Source organism: Parasphingorhabdus sp. (assembly GCF_965233695.1).
GTDB lineage: Bacteria > Pseudomonadota > Alphaproteobacteria > Sphingomonadales > Sphingomonadaceae > Parasphingorhabdus.
In genome coordinates, this window is record NZ_OZ247497.1 from 2,136,593 (window position 1) to 2,153,201 (window position 16,609).

Sequence of the window (16,609 nt, forward strand, 5' to 3'; positions counted from 1 at the left end):
CGCTCTATCGCTGATGATATCGCCCCACTGCGCGCGTTACCGATTGCATTAGTTGCATGCGTTCGGGAACAGGAGCGGTTGTATTACCTAGCATCACAGCAACGGCATAACGACTTCCATCTGGGGCGGTCATAATGCCCACGTCGTTATAGCCGGTTGATACAGCCCCCAATATCTGTCCTGTTCCGGTCTTGTGAAGAAACTCCCAGCCAGCGGGAACGCCTGCTTTGAGGCGCTTCGGTCCACTGCGGGTGCGTTTCAAAATCGATTGGAGTAACTGGGTCGAATTTGCCGAAAGTAATTCTCCGCGAGCCAGCTGGTCAAGCGCATCAACAATGGCTCCGGGGCTGGCACCGTCGATCGGATTCGCAAGATATTCCGATAGAGCCTGTCGGCGTCGCTCTAGCGGGACATTTGCGCGCGCAGTATAAAATTTCCGGCCTTGCGACAGGTTCTGGTTCCATTTCAGTCCTGCTATCTTGCTCTGCATTAATCGCTCGCCTGGACCGAATTTTATCTTGCCCAGGTTATTGCGACGAATGAATTCATTAACGGCATCTGGCCCGCCAGCATGACGTAACAAAGCATCGTTTGCGGTGTTGTCGCTATAGGCAAGAGCCTTTTCCAACAATGTATATACGCTTTTTACAACCCGCCCTTCGCGTTTTACCTCGGCCGCTAATGGTTGATAAAAAAGCGTAAGATCATCTGGCCCGATTTGGATGGCATCGGAAAGTGAAATACGTCCCTGATCAACCTTGTCAAGAACGGCCATTGCCACCCACAATTTTGAAACACTCTGTTGAGGAAAGTCTTCATCAACGCGGTGACCGATGGTCCAGCCGCCATCAATGCTCTTTATTGCTATCCCGGTTTTGCCCGGAAAAGTACGCCACAATTCGGCAATTTCTCTTTTTAGTGTTGCATCAGGACGGTTGCGCGTCGGTTGCTCTGCGTTTCTGGGCGGGTTGTTATCATAGCGCGGAGGCGGTGTATTTTTCTGTTCATTCGAAACAACGGGCCGCCCTTCCGATGGTGCAACGCAGGCAGTCATACTAGTGATGAAGAAGAGAACGATTATAAAGCGCACAGATGCCATAAACTAACTACCAATCCCTGTTCAGATATTTACGGGGCAGTATTGCTGCCCGAACCATCTACTACAATCTATCGCTTTACGTACACGAATTTGCCTGAACAGAGCCAAAACCGATGTTTGCGATGAACGATTCTGAGCGTGCGACGAACCGCAAAGTTATTTTTTTACGCCGAAGTTGATCCGCCGTGTCACCGTATAATCCAATATGTTCACTACGAAATAGGATAAGGTCCAACGCAGCCTGTTGAGAAGTCCCTTGCGTGATTTGTGTAGCTCCTTTGAAATCGGGAGAGCTTCATCACACATATTATCTACAAGTTGGCGAGCGTGTTCAGCAAAGTCCTTATTGTTGATCCGCACCATCATTTCGACATTTATGAACAAGCTACGAAGATCGAAGTTGGCGGAACCGATATAAACCACGTTGTCGATGATGACCAATTTCATATGCAGACGTTTCGGCTGATACTCGTAAATATCTGCGCCGCGTTTTAGCAGATAGCCATAAAGCAGCCGACTTGCCCCGATTGTAGCAGCGTTGTCGGTTTTTCCTGCCAAAATGAGTCTGTTTTTGCCACCGCGTTTCGATAAGCGTGCAATCCTCCGCAGAAGCCCCTGTCCTGGAGAGAAATAGGCACTGACAAGATCCAGTCTGCTGCCATTTTCGAGATCTCGTTTGATAGCCCAAGCCCAGCGGCTCAGACGATTACTGGGGCCTCCCAGCAGCCAACGGAAATCACCATCACCTGCGTCCCATTGGCGCACCATTTTTTGCAAGGAGCGGATATGCCCGTTATTGTTCTGTACCCAGTAGGAGAGTTTCTCGTAATAGCGTCCTAGCTTGGCGACTTCTGGGCCATCGATGATAACACCGAGATCGGCCCAGCTCGTCTCATCATTTTCACTGTTTTCATCTTGTGAATGTCGGTCAAAATATTGGTTGGCGATGTTGAACCCACCAATAATTGCCCGGCTGTTGTCGGCAATGATCATCTTCTGGTGATTACGGACAAAATAGCTGGTTGAAAATCGCGGGCTGAAGATTGCGAAACGTCCACCGGCCAGCTCAAAAAGATCGAAAAAACCCTTTGGAGCACCATTGGAACCGAAGCTGTCAACCATCAGTTCGACCCGGACATCGCGCCGGCAGGCAGCGATAAGCGCGTCCAATACCGAACGTCCGACATCATCACCCTCAAACATGTAGAAAAATAACTTCAATGAGTGATCTGCGCTCTCGATCAGGTTGAACAGCGCTTGAAGCCGTTCGGAAGGTCGATGCACCAGTTTGAGATTATTGCCTCCGACATTGAACCAGTCGCTTTCAAGCTTGTTATCAATCGAGGCCTGGGGCTCGTTGTCAGAAGCAGATACGGTCATAGTTGGGATGCATAGATTATTGGTCCGGAAGCGACAATTGATTAACGATGTTGGTGATCAATCAAGCGATCAGATTTGTTGACAAAAGCAGGCGCTTTCCCTAGTTGCAGGTCTCTTTTCACAAATTATAGAGAATCAGGAGCGCCTTATGGCTCGCGTAACCGTTGAAGATTGCGTTGATAAAGTCACCAATCGGTTCGATTTGGTCCTATTTGCAGCCCAGCGTGCAAGGGAAATTTCCGGCGGTGCTGAACTGACGATCGATCGTGACCGCGATAAAAATCCGGTTGTTTCGCTGCGCGAAATTGCTGAAGAAACGATCAAGCCAAAAGATCTGGAAGAAAGCCTCGTCCAATCGCTGCAGAAAGTGCAGATTGATGACGATGATACACCGGATGAAATCGGTTCGATCAGCCAGTCCGCAGAGGCACTTCGCCTGACGGCTGCCGCCCCGCCACGTAGCGCGGGCGTATCTGGCGACTATGGACGGCGCTAAGACTTAGTAAAGTTTAGTCTGATTTTAAAACCGGGCGGCGCTCTTCGACAGAGTTGCCGCCTGTTTTTGTTTGTGCGTCTGCGTTGCGCATGAAAGGTACCAGCAAGCTCCAGGCCAGATTGGCTGGCTTGCTATCCTGATATTCCGATAGACCGATTGTCATGTCATCATGCCCTTTCTCCGGTTGCGCGGTATAGGTCTGAAACATTCGGTCCCAGAGGGTCAGGAAGAAGCTATAATTGCTGTTGGTTTCCCGTTCGATGATCGAATGATGCACGCGATGCATATCCGGCGTTACAATGAACAAACGTACCACCCGGTCCAAACCAAGCGGCAATCTAACATTGGCATGATTAAACATGGACGCGGCATTGAGCACGACTTCAAACAGGAAAACCGCAAAGGCGGCAGGCCCGATCAGCACAATGCAAACAAGCTTATAGGCCATCGAAAGCACGCTCTCGACCGGATGAAAACGGGCACCGCTGGTAACATCAAGATCACGGTCGGCATGGTGCACTTTGTGAAAGCGCCACAGGATCGGGATTTTGTGGAAGGCAATGTGCTGGGCATAGATCAACATGTCGAGCAGCAGGAAGGCGATGATAATCTCTACCCAAAGCGGAAGATCGACCAAGGTAAGCAAGCCCCAACCGCGCTCCGATGCATAGTGGGCCATGCCTACTGCCAAAATTGGCATCACCAGACGCAGCGCCAACGTATCAATAAAAACCAGAGAGATATTGGTAATCCAGCGTGAACCTTTGCTGAGGACGCGCTGTTTGCGTGGCATCGCGATTTCCAGCAGCGCCATGAGCAGGAAGATGCCTGCAAATACGCTCAGCCTGACAATCGCTTCATATTGGTCGAGAAAGGACATAGCCTTTTGTCGCAGCTAAGCTTGGCCGAGGCAAGGTTCGGATGCGAATATCCAAAGTTCACACAGTTCACACCACAAAGTCGAGGTCTTCTGCCCGATGCACCTTTTCCCTTGAAGAGGGGGCTTTGGCCATCAGCACGGATATTTTTTCTTCATAAATCCGTAGAAGGCGGTCTTTACTTCCATATTGCGCTGGGCCGCCGGGATAGTCTTAAGATGAGCGATAAATTCCTTGCCATTCAGCTTTCCTTTGCCTTTGGGCGGTGGACAGCTGGAAGGCGTTTTACCAGCAGCACGCGCGGCCTGGATATCAGCGCGATAGCCATTGGTTACGGCTTCCATCTCGGCCATGACGGGTTTGCGATGCTCGGAAAACATGGCGCCCATTCCGGCATTCATCAGTTTGTCGGCTTTAGGAAGAAACTCGGATACGGGCATCGCTGATGCAGGGACTGCAAGTGACAGCGGCAGGATGACAGCAACGCACCGGAAATATTGCTTCATGAAAAAAGGCCTCCTTCAATTTTTGAAGAAAGCCTTTTGTCTCAAATTATCTGAATAGTAAGTGAATTATGCTTCTAATACACCTGCGTTCAAGCGCCTTGCGGTTTGGGGTCGCCAAATGGGCCTTTCCGCTTCTTGCCGGCTTTCGGTATCGAGGTACCAATGGTCGGAACCGAAGAGGGCTTGACCACATCGCCGTCAGGACGCTCGAATTTTCCATTCTTGACGAGGGAGTCAATTTCGTCGCCCGACAGGGTTTCATATTCGAGCAAGGCATTGGCCAGCAAGTGCAGTTGGTCTTCATGCTTGGTCAGCACATCTTTTGCTCGTTCATAGCCTGCATCCACCAAACCGCGAATCTCGCTGTCGATTTTCTTGGCTGTTTCGTCCGACATATGGACACGCTGAGATTGTGAGTAACCAAGGAACGTTTCGCCTTGCTCCTCTTCATATTGCAACGGACCCATTTCATCCGACATGCCCCATTGTGTAACCATATCACGGGCTAGCTTGGTCGCATATTGAATATCGCCTGACGCACCGGACGATACCTTGTCATAGCCGAAGATAATTTCTTCAGCGACACGGCCACCCATGGATACCGCCATATTGGCGTGCATCTTGTCACGGTGATAGCTGTAACTGTCACGCTCCGGCAGGCGCATAACCATCCCCAACGCTCGGCCGCGGGGAATGATAGTCGCTTTGTGGATCGGATCAGAAGCAGGCTCGTGCACTGCAACAATAGCGTGACCGGCTTCATGATAAGCGGTCATTTTCTTCTCGTCCTCGGTCATCACCATGGACTTGCGCTCAGTACCCATCATGACCTTGTCTTTGGCGGTTTCAAACTCATCCATAGCAACAAGACGCTTGCCGCGGCGGGCAGCCATCAGAGCAGCTTCGTTAACGAGGTTTGCAAGATCTGCACCGGAGAAACCGGGTGTACCACGTGCAATTGTGCGTGCGTTGACATCGGGTGCCAGCGGCACTTTCTTCATATGCACTTCGAGAATTTTCTCGCGGCCCTCAATATCGGGGCGGGGCACAACAACCTGGCGGTCAAAGCGACCCGGACGCAGCAGCGCTGGATCCAGAACGTCAGGACGGTTGGTTGCAGCGATGATAATAATGCCTTCATTGGCCTCAAAACCATCCATTTCGACCAGAAGCTGGTTCAATGTCTGCTCGCGCTCGTCATTGCCGTTGCCAAGGCCTGCACCACGATGGCGACCGACTGCATCAATTTCATCAATGAAGACAATACATGGTGCACTTTTCTTGGCTTGTTCAAACATGTCGCGGACGCGGCTCGCACCTACACCTACGAACATTTCAACAAAGTCAGAACCGGAAATGGTAAAGAATGGTACACCCGCTTCGCCTGCAATCGCTCGGGCGAGCAAGGTTTTACCGGTACCAGGTGATCCAACCAGTAAAGCACCTTTGGGTATCTGACCACCGAGTTTGGAAAAGCGACCGGGGTTTTTCAGAAACTCAACGATTTCTTCCAGCTCTTCACGCGCTTCATCAATGCCGGCGACGTCTTGAAATGTTACCTTACCTTGCTTTTCGGTCAGCATTTTCGCCTTGGACTTACCAAAGCCCATTGCGCCTGAACCGCTACCTTTTTGCATCTGACGCAGCACGAAAAACGCGATACCGAGAATGAGCAGGAAGGGCAGGGATTGGATCAATAGATATTGCCAAATGCTCGGACTTTCCTCAGCCTTGCCGCTATATTCAACGCCTTTTTCGTCGAGCAGTTTCACTAGGCTTGGATCATTGCCAACCGGCGTGGTCGCGAATTTATCGCCATTGGTGAGTTCGCCAGTAATTTTGTCCGGCGCGATGGCAACCGACTTCACGCTGCCTTCCGCAACTTTCGCGCGGAAAGATGAATAGCTGATCGCATCACCTGAGTCTGCGCCAGCACCGGCGCCAAACATCGAAACCGTTAGCAATAGCGCGACGATCACGCCTGCCCAGATGAGCATGCTTTTCATCCACGGATTTTCCTTTGGATCCTGTTCGTCGTTCATGTGCGTTACGTCCTGTGTTGAAGCCGGCGACTTATATCACCGGCGAATCTGTCTCTTAAAGATAGGTGTTTTCTTCGCGATGACAATATAAGCACCAATGTTTTTGCGGGTCAGTCTGATCGTATATTCAGATAATCCATCAAAGCGTTGATAAATTTAGCTATTGTTCCGTTTTGGCGCAGGTGCAAAGGACCAGGTTAATCCGCCTTTGCACAATATATTTCCAATAGTCAGCGTTTCGCCCTGTTTCAGCCCCTTGATTAGCGGTTCCAACTGGCTGCCACGGGGGGATAATGCCGGGTCGCAGATATGCAAGCATTTGAGCAATAGTCTGCGGGTGATTTCATGCGGAAATTCGTGCTTGTCCAGCCTGCAGCCGTTAGCAGTTTTGCTGATATGGGTGTTCGACAATTGGTCGACCATCCAATGAATTGCTGTGCGTGCATCGTCCAACGCGGCGGCGCTCTGGCTCGCGAGACTGACGTCAAAACCTGATAGTTTTGCCAAAGCCTCGCGCACCCTGACGCGATCAAAGCTTTGATCCTTATTGGTCGGATCATCAATCGGGGTAATGCCTTGTGCGCTGACGAATTGGACCAACATGTCTTTAGAAAAGCGAAGCAGTGGCCTGATAATGTGACCGCGCTTTGCTCGAATGGCTGACATTCCATCGATACCGCTGCCACGTAATATTCGCATAATCAGGGTTTCGAGTTGATCATCAGCATGATGGGCCGTGGCAAGCAGCCCAATATTGCGATGTTCCAGCCAGCTATTGAGCAACGAATAGCGTGCTTTGCGCGCCTCTACTTGAATGCTCCCGCGAATGGGTGTGGAGGGCTTCAGGATCTGGTGGGGAATATTGCGTTCTACGCAGAGGCGAGACACGAATTCGCATTCGTCATGAGCCTCCGGGCGCAATCCATGATTGACGCTGGCGGCTGCAATACGACCGGGAAAGCATTCATGAGCCAATAGCAGTAACGCGAGGCTGTCAGGGCCGCCGGATACCGCCAGTCCCAATATATCATTGCTATTCTCAAAGTCAGGAACAAGCGCCACCACCGCATCGTGAAAACGATCGGAAAGGGCTGTGTCTGTCATGACCTTGCTAAACCCGGTTCACCAATTAGCTGCAATCCGCGGCCGCATTTCCTGACTCGACGCGTTCTCTAAGGCGGCCGGAAGCGGCATTAGGATACACATCTTGCAATTCAGCCAGAACACGGCATGCATCGGCTTTTTTGTCGAGCTGAACCAAAGCCGTGCTAAGGAAATATAGGCTATCCGGTGCGCGTTCGCCGCGTGGCAGCTCCTGATAATTTTCGTATAGTGCAACGGATGCCAATGCCGGTTTCCCGTCATCTAGGTAGGCACGTCCAAGCAGATTCTTGGCAAAGCTGGCCCGACGGTGGTTAGGATGATCTTCGGCAGCTTTTTTCAGCTGGGCTTGTGCTTCGGGATAATATTTTGCCTCCCAAAGACGGTAGCCGTAGATGTAGGCGTCTTCGCCCGCGTTTCCTGTGTCAGGCATAATGATAGAAGCAACGCCGCTTACGCGCTCAGGATCAGGTGCGCTGGCCGCGTTTTGCTGGTCACCCGGGTCAGAACCAGTGGAGGGCGCAGTTGAAACAGTGGCTGGATCGGTGCTCACCGGTGGCACGGCGTCCGCAGCCATTTTATCCTCGATCTGTTTGATGCGAAAATCATTGCGTTCTACTTGATTGGTCAGCGAGGCAAGACTGCGCTCCAGCGCGTCAACCCGGGCTATCAGGTCGGATACTGCGGAACTGGTAGTTGAGGGAGTAGTCGGAGTGGCAGTATCAGGAGCGATATCTGGTTCAAAAAAACGGGATGATCCACCGGGGAAAACCTTGCGCTGCACAGCGCGCATTTCTTGCTCCAGCCGGTCAACGCGCTTGTCGACATTTGCATTTTGCGCAGAGGCAGGGGCGGCAACCAGCAGGCTGACCGATATGCTTGCGCCCAGGGTCGATAAAAGAACGGATTTCATAAGCAGCCTCCAAATATTTGAGCCGTGTTAACCATGAATCATCGGGCGAAGTAAACTGAATTACGCCGATTCACAACAATGGGAGATAGTTTAGAGACCGAATTATTGGTTGATTGTCTGCGTGGCTGCCGCATCATTATCGCCGTCTAATGTTTGCCCACCCGGATTGGAGCGCGTTAACAGCGCTGCCGCGCTGATACCGACATCCTTGATTGTGCGATCGGCTGTACCAAGCGCAGGCACGACGTTGCCATCTATCGTAACGGTCAATGCATCAGGGCGCCCGGTCAATATTTGCGGTTCGTTCGCATCATTCGGAACAGTATATTGTTCGCCAGCGGCCATTTCTTTTTCGAATAACCGCTCACCATCTTCATCATAAATTTTCAGCCATACGGTTTCGGTGGCGGTCAAAACTACAGTTCCGCTGGCAGAAGGGGCGGGTCCTTCTGGTTCCAACGTACCGTCTATTGGTTCGCCAGCGACGCTATCTTCGACAAACTCCGTTTCTGATCCGCTGCTCATGAAATCGCCGGGTTCGAGGAAAAGTGTCCGCCATACCAAGAAAGCTACCAGCAGAACGGCTGCAATACCCGCAGCTGTCCAGGCGAGATATTTGGGAGGGATGCTGCTGGGGTTTGCTGGCGAATATCCACTTGTTTCCGGCTCGTAGGCCTGATGGCCCTGATCATCCATTTCCTCGCGCAATTGCGCGCCAATTGTAACTTCGCTGAGACCCACTGTGCGTGCATAGGACTTCGCAAATCCGATCGCATAGGTTCGCCCCGGCAAGGCTGAGAAGTCGCCGGACTCTATTGATGCAAGATGCCGTTGCGGGATACGTGTCGTTTTCGCAATATCTTCCCGGCTGAGATTTTTTTGTTCCCGCGCATGACGCAGCATTTCGCCGACACTGTGCAGATTCAGCTCAGAGTTTTCGTTGTCTAATTCTTCAGCGTCATTCTCGTCGGCCATGATACTCTCCTTCGGCCGGTTCGCGGTGCGACCCTATTGATACTATGTTGACAGAAAAGCCACTAGAGCGATGAAAAGTCAATAATTATCACGCAACACGTAACTGCAACTTTAGCGGAAATCTGTACGCGAATAAGCTAAATCGCCGCAAACGAGATGCAATTTTTTACATTCGGCCGGTTAACCCAGATCAACATTTTGTTTCACGGCCCATTTTTCAAGAGCAGTCCTTGGGTTTGCGGGCGGATCAGACAAAAGGCTTTGAATCTCTACCTTCGCGCCAGACAAGTCCAGTGAGCGCACCATGGCTTTGATAGGACCAACCGAGGCTGGCGTGATCGAAAGACGTTCTATGCCTAGCCCAAGCAAAGCCAAAGCATCTAGAGGGCGTCCACCCATTTCTCCACATACGCTGAGCTCAATGCCCAGATCATTGGCTTGTTTGGAAATGCGATTAATGAAGCGCAATATCGCCGGGCTCAGCCAATCGAAGCGCTCTGCCAACTTCGGATTGCTGCGATCCGCGGCAAACAAAAACTGGGTGAGATCGTTGGTTCCAATGGACAGAAAATCAAGACGCGGCGCCATTAGATCGAGGCACTCGGCCAGCGCTGGTACCTCCAGCATGGCACCATAGCGGATCGACAAGGGCAATTGTTTCTTTCGCTGACGCAGGAAATCGAGCTGTTTTTCGAATACCGCCCGAGCTTCGTCAAACTCCCAAGGTTCAGCGATCATGGGGAACATCACGTTCAGCTTGCGACCTGCGGCGGCTTCAATCAGCGAACGCGCTTGCACCTTCATCAAGGCATCGCGTTCCAGCCCGATGCGCAGGGCGCGCCAGCCCATCGCGGGATTCTCTTCCTTGACTTCACTGGCCTGAAAATAGGGCAGGGGCTTGTCCCCGCCAATATCGACGGTGCGGAAAATGACCGGTTTGTCACCAGCTGCATCCAGCACGTCACGGTAGAAGCGCAGTTGTCCTGCACGTCCCGGCATATTCGCGGCAACCAGAAACTGAAACTCTGTGCGGAACAGGCCGATACCGTCTGCTCCGGTCAGGTTCAACATGCCCATGTCGTCGCGCAGGCCAGCGTTGATGTTGAGCGTTATTCGTGTGCCGTCCTTGGTAACCGGCTCCTTATCCCGCAATTCGGTATAGGCAGCCCGCTTCTTTTGGGTCAGTTCAATCTGCGTCTCAAACGCGTCTTCCATCGAAGGGCTCGGCCGAACGAACAGCGCGTTGTCATCGACATTGAGCAGAAGATGGTCATTTTCGCGAACAATCTGGCGAATGTTTTTCACCTGACCCAAAATCGGTATATCCATCGCACGGGCGATGATGGTTACATGGGCAGTCAGCGAGCCTTCTTCCAACACTACACCTTTTAGACGCCGCCGATCATATTCGAGCAATTCCGCTGGCCCCAAATTACGAGCGACCAATATGGTGTCCTGCCGCAGACCCATGGTTGCCGCCGTCCCCATCTGGCCGGAAACAATGCGCAGCAACCTGTTGGCAAGATCCTCGAGATCATGCATCCGCTCGGCAAGCAGAGGATCGTCGATCTGACGCATCCGCATCCGCGTATGTTGCTGTACCCGTTCAATGGCGGCTTCCGCGGTTAGACCACTGTCAATCGCTTCGTTGATCCGGCGGCTCCAACCCTCGTCATAGGCGAACATCTTGTAGGTTTGCAGCACCTCTTCATGTTCGCCGCCAACGCCAAACTCGGCCTGGCTGGTCATCTGATCAATCTGATTGCGCATCTTGGCGAAGGCCGAATAGACCCGGTGTCGTTCAGCTTCCGTGTCTTCGGCAACCGTATGTTCGATTTTGACCCTAGGCTGGTGAAAGACGGCAAATCCGCTGGCTTTGCCTTTGACCAGTTGTAACCCGCTAAGCCGGTCAGCACCATTATTGTGCGCTTCCGGTGCGTCTACAGAGTCCTCGTCGACCAGTCCGGCATTGGAGATTAACTCAGACAACACCATGGCCGCTGTCTGGAACGATTCTATCTCTTCCTCGGAATATTTGCGCGGTTCGATATGCTGCGCACATAAAACGCCGACGGCTTGCTGATTGCGGATTATCGGAACGCCGGCAAAGCTGTGGAATTTCTCCTCACCGGTTTCCGGACGATATTGGAAATCGGGATGGCTGGCCGCTTCGTCGAGGTTTAACGTTTCAACATTTTTCGCAATATAGCCGGTCAATCCCTCACCAAAAGCCAATTTGGTGACATGGACCGCTTCCTGATTTAGTCCGCGGGTGGCATATAGCTCAAGGACCCCTTCGCGCCGCAAATATATCGAGCAGACCTCACTGCTCACTGCCTCGGCGATGTTTTCGACTACCTGATTGAGTTTCGATTGTGCATTGCCTGGGGAGGCCATTATCGACCGTAGACCGGTCAATATGTTACGAGCGGTTACAGGACTGGGGTTATGTTTGGTGGCCATGGCATTGATCTAGCAGAAACCGTTCGCAGGCGCGATATACAAAACTGGCTGAAAGCCAGAAAATATCTTCAGCTCTGCGACTTGCGCCCGATAATTAAGGCGATTTAGTCCGGTTCCGGACCGAACTGCACCGCGAGCTTGCCCAAATTGGCGCCAGTGAACAGGCGATCGAGAGAAGCAGGCGCGTTTTCAATGCCCTGCACGATGTCTGTTTCAAATTTGATACGTCCTTCCATCAACCACCCTGCCATCGCCTGTGCGCCTTCAGGAAAGCGATCAAAATAATCGAGGATGATGAAGCCCCGCAATGTGGTGCGCCGCATCAGCAGATTGGCGAAGTTAGAAGGACCGGGCGACCCGTTCGTATCATTATAGGTTGAGATCAACCCGCATAGAGGCATGCGGGAAAAATCGTTTAGCCGGGCGATAACTGCATCCATGATCTCACCACCGACATTTTCAAAGTTGATATCGATGCCATTGGGGCAATGCTTGTCGAGCGCCGCACCAATATTTTCGGTCTTGTAGTTGATGGCAGCATCAAAGCCTGCTTCTTGGGTCAGCCACTGGCACTTGTCATCAGAACCGGCAATACCGACCACATGGCATCCGTGTATCTTACCGATCTGCCCAACCATGGATCCAACGGCCCCAGCCGCTGCCGAAACAACAAGCGTGTCGCCTTCTTTGGGTTTGCCGATATCCGTCAGTCCAAAATAGGCGGTCATGCCCGTCGCGCCCAAGGGGCCCATATAAGCGGTAAGGGGAACACCGGGGATGGATGGCAATACGTTCGCCATGTCACCAGCTATGTCATTATACAGTGCCCAAGTGGATAGACCCGTGTTGACAAGAGCCCCTACCGGAACACCATCAAAATTGCTTTCTTCAACTACACCAATACCACCGCCGCGCATCGGGTCGTCAATCGGGACGGGGGGGAGATAGCCGTCCATGTCGCTCATCCAGATGCGGTTGGTTGGATCCAGTGACAAATAGATTGTCCGCACCCGAACCATGCCCTGTCCCAATGGGGCCATTTCTTCCGTTACCAACTCAAGGTCGCCCTCCGCGATCTTTCCGACGGGACGTTTGCGTAGATACCAAATTTCGTTCGTGGTCATGGGGGCTATCCTCTCGCTATCAGTTCGCCCAAACTTTGGGGAAACCGGAGAGTAAGTCAATGACTCGAATGATTTAGGCTGGTTTAGGAGTGTGATTCAGACCAGTTTGCGGGTGTCAGGGACATATTGGAACAATAAAATCTCTCAACAGTTCAGAATCACATCGAGAATTCAGGCCTCTGTCAGCAATTCATCCTTCAACCGCAGCTTTTGCTTTTTCAGGTCATGGAGCCGAATTGTATCTGGAACCGGGCGGGCCTCTTCTTCGCTAATCTTGCGGTCGAGGGCTTCGTGCTTTCCGCGCAGGGCAGACACATGATTCTGATCCATAATATTCTCCTGATTATTATATGGTTATTATTTCGAAAGCGGTTGCGGGTGTCCCTTTCTCAATGTCGAGCGCTTATGATTAAGTCGTCGACCGCTACATGGTATTATTGTCTTGGTTTAGACTTAATCCATGAATAGGGTGAAGATGACAAAATTATTGCAGGCATGCAAGGGGCGAATGGATCCATTATGGCGATAAGCGACCAAGAGTTGCAGCAGCGGCTCGAACTGCTGAGAATCGAACATCGTGATTTAGACGATGCGATTGCAGCTTTGATGGAATCGGGCGGACATGATCAGCTGCGGGCGGCGCGGCTGAAGAAGCGAAAATTACTGCTGCGAGACAGGATCATTCAAATCGAAAATCAGCTCATACCCGATATAATCGCCTAAGATTGGATGAATTTGCGACGAATCCTCGCCATTAACCGTTTTTGTCCATCAATTAACCCGCTTGTGTGGGCCGTATCACATTGAAACAAGGGTAACATTAACCCTCTGTCGGGTGAAATTTAACTGTGCTTGATCATATAAAATTTGCTACACACCTGGGATGGCAGAAAGCAATACCTTGATGACGCCCAAATTACTGGATGCGCTTTACACGGAATCAATGGTGCTCGCCGATGAAGCACGGTCCTATTTTGAGTCCGGCCGTTTTAATGACGAGTGTCATGACGAAGCGGCACTATCGGTGGCTTTTTCCTGTGAATCGCTGAAGGTGACCACGCGTTTGATGCATTGCATCGCTTGGCTTCTTAATCAAAAGTCGCTTCATGGCGACGAGTTGACGGACGGTGAAGCATGGAACCATGACCGTGAGCTTGGATATGCCGCTGCCAGCGATGGACCGGTTGTCGATCTCTTCCCCTTTGAAGCGCAGCAAATCATCAATGCCAGTGAAGAGCTGTTCCAGCGCTTACAGCGCCTTTCTGTGCGCATGGAGTATCAGGAAGCTCCAGAGCCGCCGGTCCATAATTTGTTCCGGCGACTCGAGAGCTCTTTCTGATATTATCGGACTTTCGCCTCAGGCGGTTGCCTTGACTTCTTCCATCGTTGGATAGTCGACATAGCCTTCTGCGCCCTGGCTATACCAGGTCGGCGTAAAGTCTATCGGGTTCAGCTTAGCACCAGTGCGGAATCTCTCTGGCAGGTCCGGATTGGTCATGAATGTCCGGCCAAAGCTAATCGCATCAGCTTTGTCATTCGCCAGCGCCTGTGTGGCATTATCATAGAAGTAATCACTGTTGAGCACCAATGGCTTGCTGAACACGGGACGAATATCGGGGCTAACCGGCGGCACGTCAGTATTGCCATATGTGCCATGCGCAGGGGGCTCACGCAGTTCGAGAAAGGCGATGCCGATGCTGTCGAGCAATTTGGCGGCTGCGGTAAATGTTTCGACCGGAGTTGCATCATCCGCGCCCTGTGAATCGCCATTGGGCGATAGACGTACCGAAACCCGGTCGCCACCCCAGACGTCCACCAGCCGTTGTGTTACTTCGCCCAACAGGCGGATGCGGTTTTCAACTGAGCCACCATATTCATCGGTGCGGAAATTGGTACCGGAGCGGATAAACTGGTCGATTAAATATCCGTTGGCACTGTGTAGTTGGACACCGTCAAAGCCGGCTTTTTTAGCGTTCTCAGCTGCGTTGGCGTAGTCGTCTAACAGGCTTGGAATCTCGTTCAATTCCAAAGGCCGCGCTTCGACATAGTCGCGTTTGCCTTGATATGTACGAACACTTCCGGGAGCAGTGGTGGCCGATGAAGATACGGGTTTTTTGCCACCGAGAAAATCGGGGTGGACGATCCGACCCATATGCCACAATTGGCAGATGATGCGTCCGCCTGCTGCATGAACCTGCTCGACAACTGGTTTCCATGTTTCGGTTTGTTCGTCATTCCAGATGCCGGGTGCGAAAGGCGTGCCGAGACCCTGTTGGCTGATGCCTGTGGCCTCGGAAATGATCAAGCCAGCGCCGGCGCGCTGTGCATAGTAATCACCCATGATAGGAGTTGGCACATGTTCCATCGTTGAACGGCACCGGGTAAGGGGTGCCATCAGCATGCGGTTGGGGGCTTCGATAGCGCCAAGGGTGATGGGATCGAATAACGTGCTCATAGATTTGCTCTTTCGCTCAATTTAATTGCTTGATGAATAGCTAGTCAGACCAGTGGCGCTTTGCAATGCAATGCTTTGAAAATCTTTTCTTTCAGCCTATATTGGATTTGTTGGCCTCCGCACATGCAAGGAATATAACATATGCACCCAAAGAATCTCGAACCACTGCGGGATGACCCGACGCTGGACGAAGTGCGCGCTTATCTTGCTCCGCTCTTGGCTTCTCAGGCAGCTTTTGATGGCTGGAATGAAAAAGCCGTGGCCGCTGCGGCAGAGCAAACGGGTGTAGATGCAGAGATGGCGAGGCTGGCGTTTAATGAGGGGCCGGTCGACATGATTGATGCTTGGTTTCAATCGATCGACAAAGCCATGGCGATGAAATTTTCGGAAGAAGAGTTGGGCGCAATGAAAATCCGGGAACGGATTACCGCCTTGGTGGCGGCCCGGCTCGAGATATTGGAAATGGATCGCGAAGGATTGCGCAGAGCTTTGGCTATTCTTGCCGCGCCTCCCAATATTCGTAAGGCAGCCAAACTCGGCTGGCGTGCAGCCGATAAAATGTGGCGGCTCGCAGGCGATACAGCAACCGACTATAATCATTACACTAAGCGAACTTTGCTATCTGCTGTCTATGGCAGCACGATCAGCGTTTTTCTTGACGATGAGAGTGAGGATTATTCCGAAACGCTGGCATTTCTCGACCGTCGGATCGAAAATGTCATGCAGTTTGAAAAAGTGAAGGCCAAGATTACCCGACCAACCGGAGATCGATTCAGCATGGCTCGCTTCATTGGACGGCTGCGTTACCGCGGCACGTGATCGACTACAGAAGCGTGGTGACCAACAAAAGACTCGCCATAGCCAATCAATATTGATAATCAATCGCAACTGAGATCGATTGAGTCCCTCCATGAACGCACCCGTTACGATTGCGGTTACGCTGGACCGCCTTGCGATGCGCCAGCGCGCCGAAATTTCCGCCATCGACTGGGCAGCCATGTCCGAAAATGAGGGTGCACGGCTTCGTGCTCTGGGCCTGGATGAAGGCGTTGCCGTGGAAAAACTGCACAAAGGCATGTTCGGCTTTAATGATCCCATTGCCTTGAAAGTTGGTCGGATGATGATTGCTATTCGCAAATCGCATGCATCGGCGATATCGGTGGTTCTGCCCGCCTAG

17 protein-coding genes are annotated in these 16,609 nt (G+C 51.9%); 5 read left to right on the plus strand and 12 right to left on the minus strand.

The window, feature by feature from the left end:
- Positions 1–4 precede the first annotated feature (4 nt).
- Both bla and ACO6S1_RS10165 read right to left on the minus strand, forming a co-directional pair.
- Complete coding sequence (gene bla, locus ACO6S1_RS10160) at positions 5–1,099, minus strand: class A beta-lactamase (RefSeq protein ID WP_422342583.1); 1,095 nt, start codon at positions 1,097–1,099, stop codon at positions 5–7.
- 156 nt (positions 1,100–1,255) lie between these two features.
- The gene (locus tag ACO6S1_RS10165) at positions 1,256–2,479 is read right to left on the minus strand and encodes a phospholipase D-like domain-containing protein (protein ID WP_422342584.1); all 1,224 of its coding nucleotides are present in this window, start codon (positions 2,477–2,479) and stop codon (positions 1,256–1,258) included.
- Between the two features lie 148 nt (positions 2,480–2,627).
- Here ACO6S1_RS10165 and rpoZ point away from each other — a divergent pair, with 148 nt between their 5' ends.
- Positions 2,628–2,975 (plus strand): DNA-directed RNA polymerase subunit omega, encoded by a 348-nt coding sequence (gene rpoZ / locus ACO6S1_RS10170; protein ID WP_207989176.1) that lies wholly within the window; start codon positions 2,628–2,630, stop codon positions 2,973–2,975.
- Positions 2,976–2,988: 13 nt separating this feature from the next.
- Here the strand turns inward: rpoZ and ACO6S1_RS10175 are convergent, their stop codons facing one another.
- The 9 genes from ACO6S1_RS10175 to ACO6S1_RS10215 all read right to left on the minus strand — a co-directional run bounded on the left by ACO6S1_RS10175 (position 2,989) and on the right by ACO6S1_RS10215 (position 13,307).
- Positions 2,989–3,855 carry a sterol desaturase family protein gene (locus tag ACO6S1_RS10175; protein ID WP_422342585.1) on the minus strand — a complete coding sequence of 289 codons (867 nt, stop codon included), beginning with the start codon at positions 3,853–3,855 and terminating at the stop codon, positions 2,989–2,991.
- 132 nt (positions 3,856–3,987) lie between these two features.
- Positions 3,988–4,359: a hypothetical protein gene (locus ACO6S1_RS10180; RefSeq protein WP_422342586.1), complete on the minus strand. Its 372-nt coding sequence runs from the start codon at positions 4,357–4,359 to the stop codon at positions 3,988–3,990.
- 89 nt (positions 4,360–4,448) lie between these two features.
- On the minus strand, positions 4,449–6,401 hold the full coding sequence (gene ftsH / locus ACO6S1_RS10185; protein ID WP_422342587.1) for an ATP-dependent zinc metalloprotease FtsH: 1,953 nt from the start codon (positions 6,399–6,401) through the stop codon (positions 4,449–4,451).
- 156 nt (positions 6,402–6,557) lie between these two features.
- On the minus strand, positions 6,558–7,505 hold the full coding sequence (tilS, locus tag ACO6S1_RS10190; protein WP_422342588.1) for a tRNA lysidine(34) synthetase TilS: 948 nt from the start codon (positions 7,503–7,505) through the stop codon (positions 6,558–6,560).
- A gap of 25 nt (positions 7,506–7,530) precedes the next feature.
- Positions 7,531–8,415 (minus strand): tetratricopeptide repeat protein, encoded by an 885-nt coding sequence (locus tag ACO6S1_RS10195; RefSeq protein ID WP_422342589.1) that lies wholly within the window; start codon positions 8,413–8,415, stop codon positions 7,531–7,533.
- Between the two features lie 102 nt (positions 8,416–8,517).
- Positions 8,518–9,390, minus strand: coding sequence for a helix-turn-helix domain-containing protein (locus ACO6S1_RS10200; RefSeq protein ID WP_422342590.1), 873 nt, complete (start codon positions 9,388–9,390; stop codon positions 8,518–8,520).
- A gap of 180 nt (positions 9,391–9,570) precedes the next feature.
- The gene (ptsP, locus tag ACO6S1_RS10205) at positions 9,571–11,853 is read right to left on the minus strand and encodes a phosphoenolpyruvate--protein phosphotransferase (protein ID WP_422342591.1); all 2,283 of its coding nucleotides are present in this window, start codon (positions 11,851–11,853) and stop codon (positions 9,571–9,573) included.
- Positions 11,854–11,957: 104 nt separating this feature from the next.
- Positions 11,958–12,977 carry an NADP-dependent oxidoreductase gene (locus tag ACO6S1_RS10210; protein ID WP_422342592.1) on the minus strand — a complete coding sequence of 340 codons (1,020 nt, stop codon included), beginning with the start codon at positions 12,975–12,977 and terminating at the stop codon, positions 11,958–11,960.
- 171 nt (positions 12,978–13,148) lie between these two features.
- Complete coding sequence (locus ACO6S1_RS10215) at positions 13,149–13,307, minus strand: YdcH family protein (RefSeq protein ID WP_422342593.1); 159 nt, start codon at positions 13,305–13,307, stop codon at positions 13,149–13,151.
- 189 nt (positions 13,308–13,496) lie between these two features.
- Between ACO6S1_RS10215 and ACO6S1_RS10220 the strand changes: the two genes are divergently transcribed.
- A complete protein-coding gene (locus ACO6S1_RS10220; RefSeq protein WP_422342594.1) occupies positions 13,497–13,700 on the plus strand; it encodes a YdcH family protein in 204 nt (67 codons plus the stop codon).
- A gap of 181 nt (positions 13,701–13,881) precedes the next feature.
- The gene (locus ACO6S1_RS10225; RefSeq protein WP_422342595.1) at positions 13,882–14,316 is read left to right on the plus strand and encodes a DUF1465 family protein; all 435 of its coding nucleotides are present in this window, start codon (positions 13,882–13,884) and stop codon (positions 14,314–14,316) included.
- 18 nt (positions 14,317–14,334) lie between these two features.
- Here ACO6S1_RS10225 and ACO6S1_RS10230 read toward each other — a convergent pair whose 3' ends face one another.
- Complete coding sequence (locus tag ACO6S1_RS10230; protein ID WP_422342596.1) at positions 14,335–15,432, minus strand: alkene reductase; 1,098 nt, start codon at positions 15,430–15,432, stop codon at positions 14,335–14,337.
- A 141-nt stretch (positions 15,433–15,573) separates the two neighbouring features.
- Between ACO6S1_RS10230 and ACO6S1_RS10235 the strand changes: the two genes are divergently transcribed.
- Entirely contained in the window at positions 15,574–16,251 is a 678-nt protein-coding gene (locus ACO6S1_RS10235; RefSeq protein WP_422342597.1) for a COQ9 family protein, read from the plus strand.
- Between the two features lie 91 nt (positions 16,252–16,342).
- Positions 16,343–16,609 carry a FeoA family protein gene (locus ACO6S1_RS10240; RefSeq protein WP_422342598.1) on the plus strand — a complete coding sequence of 89 codons (267 nt, stop codon included), beginning with the start codon at positions 16,343–16,345 and terminating at the stop codon, positions 16,607–16,609.